At 44.6% G+C, this 8,170-nt stretch carries 8 protein-coding genes and 1 pseudogene; 7 read left to right on the top strand and 2 right to left on the bottom strand.

Annotated elements, in window-relative coordinates; translation table 11 throughout:
• Nucleotides 1–959: IS110 family transposase (locus AACQ83_RS22810; protein WP_112886955.1), on the top strand; the 959-nt coding region annotated here is incomplete at its 5' end.
• 192 nt (nucleotides 960–1,151) lie between these two features.
• On the opposite strand, the gene AACQ83_RS22805 is transcribed toward AACQ83_RS22810, so the two are convergent.
• On the bottom strand, nucleotides 1,152–1,568 hold the full coding sequence (locus AACQ83_RS22805) for an FAD-dependent oxidoreductase (RefSeq protein ID WP_255566997.1): 417 nt from the start codon (nucleotides 1,566–1,568) through the stop codon (nucleotides 1,152–1,154).
• Nucleotides 1,543–2,067 carry an FAD-dependent oxidoreductase gene (locus tag AACQ83_RS22800; protein WP_255566996.1) on the bottom strand — a complete coding sequence of 175 codons (525 nt, stop codon included), beginning with the start codon at nucleotides 2,065–2,067 and terminating at the stop codon, nucleotides 1,543–1,545. Before AACQ83_RS22800 ends, AACQ83_RS22805 begins: the two co-directional genes overlap by 26 nt.
• Before the next feature lie 469 nt (nucleotides 2,068–2,536).
• Between AACQ83_RS22800 and AACQ83_RS22795 the strand changes: the two genes are divergently transcribed.
• The 6 genes and pseudogenes from AACQ83_RS22795 (at nucleotide 2,537) to AACQ83_RS22770 (ending at nucleotide 8,165) form a co-directional block, all read left to right on the top strand.
• Complete coding sequence (locus tag AACQ83_RS22795; RefSeq protein WP_112879754.1) at nucleotides 2,537–2,779, top strand: YhdT family protein; 243 nt, start codon at nucleotides 2,537–2,539, stop codon at nucleotides 2,777–2,779.
• A complete protein-coding gene (gene panF / locus AACQ83_RS22790) occupies nucleotides 2,769–4,214 on the top strand; it encodes a sodium/pantothenate symporter (protein ID WP_112879753.1) in 1,446 nt (481 codons plus the stop codon). The genes AACQ83_RS22795 and panF overlap by 11 nt, the downstream gene beginning before the upstream one ends.
• 41 nt (nucleotides 4,215–4,255) lie before the next feature.
• Nucleotides 4,256–5,146 carry a 50S ribosomal protein L11 methyltransferase gene (gene prmA / locus AACQ83_RS22785; RefSeq protein ID WP_112879752.1) on the top strand — a complete coding sequence of 297 codons (891 nt, stop codon included), beginning with the start codon at nucleotides 4,256–4,258 and terminating at the stop codon, nucleotides 5,144–5,146.
• A 283-nt stretch (nucleotides 5,147–5,429) separates the two neighbouring features.
• Nucleotides 5,430–6,395, top strand: coding sequence for a tRNA dihydrouridine synthase DusB (gene dusB / locus AACQ83_RS22780; protein WP_112879751.1), 966 nt, complete (start codon nucleotides 5,430–5,432; stop codon nucleotides 6,393–6,395).
• Between the two features lie 25 nt (nucleotides 6,396–6,420).
• Complete coding sequence (gene fis / locus AACQ83_RS22775; protein WP_010847912.1) at nucleotides 6,421–6,717, top strand: DNA-binding transcriptional regulator Fis; 297 nt, start codon at nucleotides 6,421–6,423, stop codon at nucleotides 6,715–6,717.
• Between the two features lie 565 nt (nucleotides 6,718–7,282).
• Nucleotides 7,283–8,165: pseudogene (locus tag AACQ83_RS22770) on the top strand (IS982 family transposase).
• The last annotated feature ends 5 nt before the right edge of the window (nucleotides 8,166–8,170 follow it).

The raw sequence follows: 8,170 nt of genomic DNA, 5'->3' as shown, positions 1-8,170 counted from the left end.
TCCATGTCCACTGTCAGGACAGGCAGGGTAACGCCCTGCTGCGTAAGAAGTTTTCCCGCACTCAGCTTATGAATTTTCTCGGTTCCTGCAAGGCTGCAACCGTAGTGATGGAGTCCTGCGGTGGGGCGCACTTTATGGCTCGCCGGAGCGCTGATTTAGGCCATGAGGCAAAACTGATTTCTCCGCAGTTCGTCCGTCCTTTTGTTAAGAGTAACAAGAACGATTTTGTCGATGCTGAAGCTATCTGCGAGGCAGCTTCCCGGCCCTCCATGCGCTTTGTGCCCCCCCGCACAGAAGACCAACAGGCGATGGCCGCCCTCCATCGCGTCAGAAACTCACTGATACGGCAACGCGTTAAAACCACCAATCAGATGCACGCTTTTTTGCTGGAGTTCGGCGTCAGTCTGCCGCGCGGTATTGCCGTGATACGACGTCTGGCCGCCGTGCTGGAAGAAAATGACTTTCCGCCTTATCTGGCAAGGGTTCTGAGCAGACTCCACAGTCATTATGTTTACCTCAGCGGAGAAATTGAGGAAGTCGATAAGGAACTGAAAACGCATCTGGCGGAAGATGAAACCGCGCAACGCCTGCTGACCATTCCTGGCGTTGGGCCGGTAACGGCGAGTCTGTTAGCCATGCGGCTGGGGGACGGTAAAAACTATGCCAGCAGCCGTGACTTTGCGGCTTCAACAGGGCGGGTTCCCCGCCAGTACGGCACGGGTGGAAAAACGACATTGATGGGCATCAGCAAGCGGGGTGATAAAAATCTGAGGCGGCTGCTGGTGCAGTGTGCCAGGATCTTTATGCAGCGGCTGGAGCATAATCCAGGGCGTCTGGCAGAGTGGGTGAACAGGCAGCTTGCCCGCCATCACTCGAACGTTGTGGCGTACGCGCTGGCGAACAAACTGGCACGAATAGCCTGGGCCGTTACGGCACATCAGACGGTGTTCATTAAATAAAAGAGCCAACGAAAAACGGCGTTAGCTCAGTAAGTTAAGCAGTTACCATCTGGTTTTGCGACGACAGATAATTGATGACATGAACGGCATATCGGCCTGCTGATGAACCTGATATAAAAAATGGCTCTCTGAAGCCGACCGGTTTTTAAGGTTCGGCAGGCACGGAACTCATCGTGGCGCGGGCATGACTGCTCACCAGACGCAGAATAGATTTACGCAAGCCCACCATACATCAAAATTTGTGTTGCAAAAACGGGGGTGACCATAGATTTTATAGCCTTCACGCTTAAATGCCAGTACCGCGTTTGGACCAATATCACGTTTACCGTTATACATACGGGTAAAATGTACACCAAGAAAAGGAAAATCTGGATTAGGTACTGGATAGATCAAATGGTTGACCAGGTAATTTCTTTCACTATTCAACACATAATATTCACCACGGAAGGGAATAATCTTCATACCAATATCATAGCCAGACAAACGAGCAATACGATCGCTATGCAATCCGGCGCAATTAATCAACCATTTTGCCTGATAACTATTCTGTGGCGTAACAACTTCTACTCTGTCACTATTCTCTCTAATGGCAGTAACCCATTTGACCATAAATCAAGGTAGCGCAACGCTGCTGGATAATTTCTGCCAGTTTATCAGCCACCTCTTTATAGTTCACAATACCAGCATCGGGAACAAGTAACGCCTCCAATCCGTTGACATGCGGCTCACGCTCATTGAGTTGCAAACGGTTTAGACGGCTAACTTCCAGACCATTTTGCAATCCACACTGATAAAGATTTTCCAGTAATGGTAATTCTTTTGGTTGTGTAGCAACAATGACTTTGCCACAACGATCATGATACAAACCATGCTGGCGACAAAAAGAGAACATAGTTTTATTACCACGCGTCGCCAGGCGGGCCTTCAAGCTGCCAGGTTTATAATAAATGCCTGAATGTACTACATTGCTATTGTGACCACTTTGATGGCTGGCTGGCATGTTCTCTTTATCCAACATCAATATCTTGATGCCAGGCCGAACTTCCTGCAATGCATTAGCAACACCAAGCCCAACAATACCAATACCGACAATAATATAATCATACATACTTTATTTATTCCCTATTATTGATTCAGCTACCGTTCAGCCTATTTTTCTAGATTTTTTTCAATGAGTAAAACTACACCTATACTAATGTCACTATTGATAAAAATGTTTTTCCGATATTTTCGATTTTTCCCTCAATAGCAAATTATGATAACCAATATCAGATAAATTATTATCAGTAATAATTTAATTTCATTGTATTGCATATTGCTTTTCACAGTATTAGTCACCAATAAATAAACAACCTAAATTTGTCTATAACATTACCCATCATCTTATAGGAAAAATATGATAAAAACGCATTTCCTTATATGAGTTATGCTACAAGAATACGAGATAATCTATTCATGTAGAAAAGTTTTTAAGCAAAACTCAAATGACTTACTTCGTATCACATTTTTCCTGAATGAATTCGCATCTTGCCGTACAATCCTTCCCTTCCCATCTTATTTAATTACCGGAAGAACGAATGGACAGACGATTTGTTCAATCCCATAAAGAAGCACTTTGGGCCGTGTTCCTAACGCTTGCTTATCTTATTGGCTGGCTATTGACAGCCTATTTACCCAGTGATGCTCCCGGTGTCACCGGCTTACCTCGCTGGTTTGAAATGGCATGTTTGTTACTACCAGTTGTATTCATTATCCTCTGCTGGTTAATGGTGAAGTTTATTTTCAAAGAAGTCCCGCTGGAGGATGAGAATGCAAAGTGAAGTTATCTTACCTCTGCTTGGCTATCTTGCATTGGTATTTCTCCTGTCAGTTTACGCTTATCGACGCCACCAGAAAGGCACCTTCCTGACTGAGTATTTCCTTGGCAACCGTTCAATGGGCGGCTTTGTATTGGCAATGACCATTACTGCCACCTATATCAGTGCCAGCTCATTCATCGGCGGGCCAGGAGCAGCCTATAAATATGGTTTGGGATGGGTATTACTATCGCTGATTCAGTTGCCGGCAATATGGCTTTCCCTGAGTGTGTTAGGTAAAAAATTTGCCATTCTTGCCCGTCGCTATAATGCCGTCACCCTTAATGACATGTTGTATGCCCGTTATGGCAGTCGTTTTCTGGTTTGGTTTGCCAGCCTAAGTCTTTTAGTCGCTTTTATTGGCGCGATGACCGTTCAGTTTATTGGCGGCGCACGCCTGCTAGAAACTGCTGCGGGTATCCCTTATGGCACTGGATTAATGATTTTCGGTATCTCTATCGCTCTCTATACCGCATTTGGGGGGTTCAGAGCGAGTGTCCTCAATGATGCCCTACAAGGGCTGGTAATGTTGCTAGGCACTGTTCTACTGCTGGTGGCGATTATCTATAAGGCAGGAGGTCTGTCAGAGGCGGTCACCACATTACGAACAATTAATCCTGAGCTGGTTTCCCCACAAGGCGCAGATCATATCCTTAGCGGACCTTTCATGGCATCGTTCTGGATACTGGTCTGTTTTGGGGTAATTGGATTACCTCATACTGCCGTTCGTTGCATCTCCTACCGCGATAGCAAAGCTGTTCACCGTGGGATCATCATCGGAACCATCGTCATGACGATCCTCATGTTTGGTATGCACCTAGCAGGCGCAATTGGTCGAGCCATTATTCCTGATCTGACCATTCCCGATCAGGTGATCCCAACATTGATGATCACTGTATTGCCACCATTCGCTGCTGGAATTTTTCTAGCCGCGCCGATGGCCGCCATTATGTCCACAATTAATGCACAACTGCTGCAATCTTCTGCCACAATCGTCAAAGATCTCTACCTAAACCTGTTTCCACAACAAATCGTACAGGAAAAAAGACTGGCCCGAATTTCCAGTTTTTCTACCCTGATTCTTGGTTTGTTGCTACTTTTAGCCGCCTGGCGCCCACCCGAGATGATTATCTGGCTGAATCTATTGGCCTTCGGTGGCTTACAGGCCGTATTCCTCTGGCCATTAGTACTGGGTCTGTATTGGGAAAAAGCCAATGCCTATGGCGCTGTCAGTTCGATGATTACAGGGGCAATAAGCTACACTCTGCTCGCTAGTTTCAATATCCATCTATTGGGCTTCCATCCGATCGTGCCATCATTACTACTTAGCTTGTTGGCTTTTTGGATGGGTAATACCCTCGGTCAGCGATTACCGCAAAAAGTGATCAGATCTCATTAAGTGAGTTACTTTAACTCGTTTCCAATTAAGGAGAATTTTTTATGCCTTGGATACAACTTCGATTAAATACCACAGGACAGCTCGCTGAATCCCTTGGAGATACTCTGATAGAAAATGGCGCAGTCTCCGTCACCTTTCAAGACAGCCACGATAACCCTGTATTCGAACCTTTACCGGGCGAGACCCGTTTATGGGGAGATACTGATGTCATCGGACTGTATGATGCTGAAACCGATATGAAAGCTGTGATCAGCCAGCTCGAACAAGTTCCTGAGTTAGGTAAAGGATTTATTCATAAGATCGAGCAGTTGGAAGACAAAGATTGGGAACGTGAATGGATGGATAACTTCCACCCAATGCGTTTTGGCAATCGCTTATGGATCTGTCCAAGCTGGCGCGACGTCCCTGATCCAGATGCTGTCAACGTTATGCTAGACCCTGGACTGGCTTTTGGTACAGGTACTCACCCAACCACATCGTTATGCCTGCAATGGCTAGACAGCCTCAATCTGGAAGGTAAAACGGTTATCGATTTTGGTTGCGGTTCCGGCATACTCGCAATTGCTGCGCTAAAGCTCGGTGCAACACACGCTATTGGCATAGATATCGACCCACAAGCTATTCAGGCCAGCCGAGACAACGCAGAACGTAATGGCGTTCTGGAGCGTTTAACGCTATATTTGGCGAAAGATGCACCAACCGATCTTGAATCTGATGTAGTAATTGCTAATATTTTGGCAGGCCCTCTGCGTGAACTCGCCCCTGTGATTGGCGCATTACCAAAACCGGGTGGCCTGTTAGGTCTATCGGGCATTTTAACAAACCAAGCAGAAAGTGTTATTCAGGCCTATACTGATAAATTTGTAATCGATCCGGTTGCGGAACAGGAAGAATGGTGCCGGATATCTGGGGTAAAAATAACAACAAATTAAAATTATTTTATTTTGTTATAATTTCAAGTGCAAATTTTGATCGCTTATTGATGATAATCCGTGCTGTCAGCAAACTTGCTGGTAGAAAAATCCTAAGTGATAAACTTTACCAATAACATATAACACCATGTTATTTATGAATAATTATATTTACCACAGAAGAAAAGCTGGAAAAAAGTTGTGACAAATGACGATTTGCTCAAAGTTTGGCCTTTCATATTTTGCGAAAAATGCGTAATATACGCGCCCTTGCAGTCACAGTATGGCCACTCTTTCTTCGTCTATGCGTATCGGACAATACCAGCTGAAAAACTGTCTTATTGCGGCCCCAATGGCTGGCATAACTGACCGCCCGTTTCGGTCACTATGTTACAAAATGGGTGCAGGTATGACAGTATCGGAAATGCTTTCTTCCAACCCACAGGTCTGGAAGACAGACAAATCCCGGCTACGTATGGTTCACAGTGACGAACCGGGGATTCGTTCCGTGCAAATTGCTGGCAGTGATCCCAATGAAATGGCAGCAGCAGCGAAGATCAACGTCGCTAATGGTGCTCAGATCATTGATATCAACATGGGGTGTCCAGCCAAGAAAGTGAATCGTAAGCTAGCAGGCTCGGCTTTACTACGTTACCCTGAATTGGTGGAAAAAATTCTTTCTGCCGTTGTAAACGCAGTAGATGTTCCTGTTACGCTGAAAATCCGCACTGGATGGTCGCCAGAAGAACGAAACTGTGTAAAGATTGCCCAATTGGCCGAGCATTGTGGTATCCAAGCTCTGACGATCCACGGCAGGACTCGTGCCTGTTTGTTTAACGGAGAGGCAGAGTACGACAATATTCGGACAGCTAAGCAGACTGTTGCCATCCCGGTTATTGCCAATGGTGACATTACTGACCCGCTTAAGGCCAGAGCAGTGCTTGAATACACCGGGGCTGATGCCCTGATGATAGGCCGCGCTGCTCAGGGAAGACCCTGGATCTTCCGGGAAATCCAGCACTATCTGGCAACAGGAGAACTGCTGTCACCGATGCCGATTGGCGAAGTGCAGCGTTTAATGAACGAGCATATACAGGAATTGCACGACTTTTATGGTCCAGGCAAAGGAGCCCGTATAGCACGTAAGCATGTATCCTGGTATCTCCGGGAACATGCTCCTGATGACCAGTTCCGGCGCACATTCAACACCATAGAGGATGCCAGCGAACAGCTGGAGGTGTTGGGGGCATATTTCGAAAATTTTGCGTAATATAAAGAAAAGAGCTGACAGAACTATGTTCGAACAACGCGTAAATTCTGACGTACTAACCGTTGCTACTGTAAATTCACAAGATCAGGTAACCCAAAAACCTTTACGTGATTCAGTTAAACAAGCACTGAAGAACTATTTTGCTCAATTAAACGGTCAAGATGTTAATGATCTGTATGAGTTGGTATTGGCTGAAGTGGAACAGCCATTGTTGGACATGGTGATGCAATACACCCGTGGCAACCAAACGCGCGCTGCCCTGATGATGGGCATCAACCGTGGCACACTGCGTAAGAAATTGAAAAAATATGGCATGAACTAATTAATTAACCGTTAGTTCATTAAAAAAGGCGCTGTACCTCTTGGTAAAGTGCCTTTTTTGCCAAATTCACCGGTAGAGGATTGGTGCTACTGGAATAACAGCGTTGCAATGCTCTTTAGCCATTGCATGAAACTGTATTGATAAAATATAACTTAGAATCTAATGCTTTCGTCATTCATAACGCTTTCCTTTGTGCTTGGTAGAGATTTCCGCAAACCGCAAATCAATCTGCGTTTATATTTCAGAAAGATATTAGTGGGCCATTTTTAATGGAATTTTATAGTCAAATTTTCCTTTATTTACGTTATCTTGTATATATCTTCTTCATATTTTTATATAAATTTATCATTTCCTTGTAGAAATATTTTGTTGTAAATACGAAATTTCGGTATTTTTCAGACACGATCTTCATTTAGATTTCGCTATAAATACTTTGTCGCTGTAATTTTTAAATATTCCTACCCGATTGCTAATAAACCTGAGATTTGCTTAAGAAGGGAACTAAGTGCCTGAGGCACGATCAAAGTTTTTGTCAAAGAAAACAAAATCGTGGAGCTCCTCAGGCATGTCTAATTTAGAAGAACTTTACTGCTGCGTCGATGACTTTTGCCAAAAATTTATTCCTCTCTGGCATCAACAGTTAATTGAAAATGGCTTGCTCAAACGTCGCCGCGACGCTTCCCTTTCTCTCAGTGAAGTGATGACGATACTCATTTTATTCCACATGAGCCATTATCGTGATTTTAAAACGTTTTATATTCAGCATGTTAAACACTATCTTCAGGCCGATTTTCCCCGGTTGGTCAGCTACTCCCGGATGTTAACCTTGAAACAAAGGGCGCTCATTCCTCTCTGTGCTTTTCTTTCGTCACGCAAGGCCCAAACCCAGGGGATCGCCTTTATTGATTCAACCAAAATTGCTGTTTGTCACAATCTCCGTATTCCCCGTCATCGCGTATTTGAGGGCGTCGCACAGCGAGGGAAAACAAGTACAGGCTGGTTTTATGGCTTTAAACTTCATCTGGTTATCAATGATTGTGGTGAACTTTTAGCGGTTAAATTGACCTCAGGAAATACAGATTCGTCATCCCGTCAAAGCGCTGGTACAAGGGTTAACAGGGCGTTTGTATGGCGATAAAGGGTATTTGTCACAGGCCCTGTGCGATGAACTGGAAGCAGAAGGAATAACGTTAATCACTCATGTCCGGAGTAACATGAAGGCAAAAGCGTTATCTCTGTGGGATAAGTTGATGTTAAGAAGACGATTTTTGATAGAAACGGTCGTGGATCAGCTCAAAAATATTTCTCAGATAGAGCATTCAAGACACCGCAGTCAGCTCGGTTTTTTATTGGAAATCGTCGCGGGCTTAATTGCTTATACATTCCAACCTAAAAAACCGAGCTTGAATTTACGGGATTGTGATATCGCTATTTTTAAACGAAGCTGAGGTTA

The organism is Photorhabdus sp. S10-54, from assembly GCF_963878145.1.
GTDB classification, from domain to species: Bacteria; Pseudomonadota; Gammaproteobacteria; order Enterobacterales; family Enterobacteriaceae; genus Photorhabdus; species Photorhabdus kayaii.
Note: the sequence above shows the minus strand (reverse complement) of the source record. Positions and strands in the feature narration are given on the sequence as shown.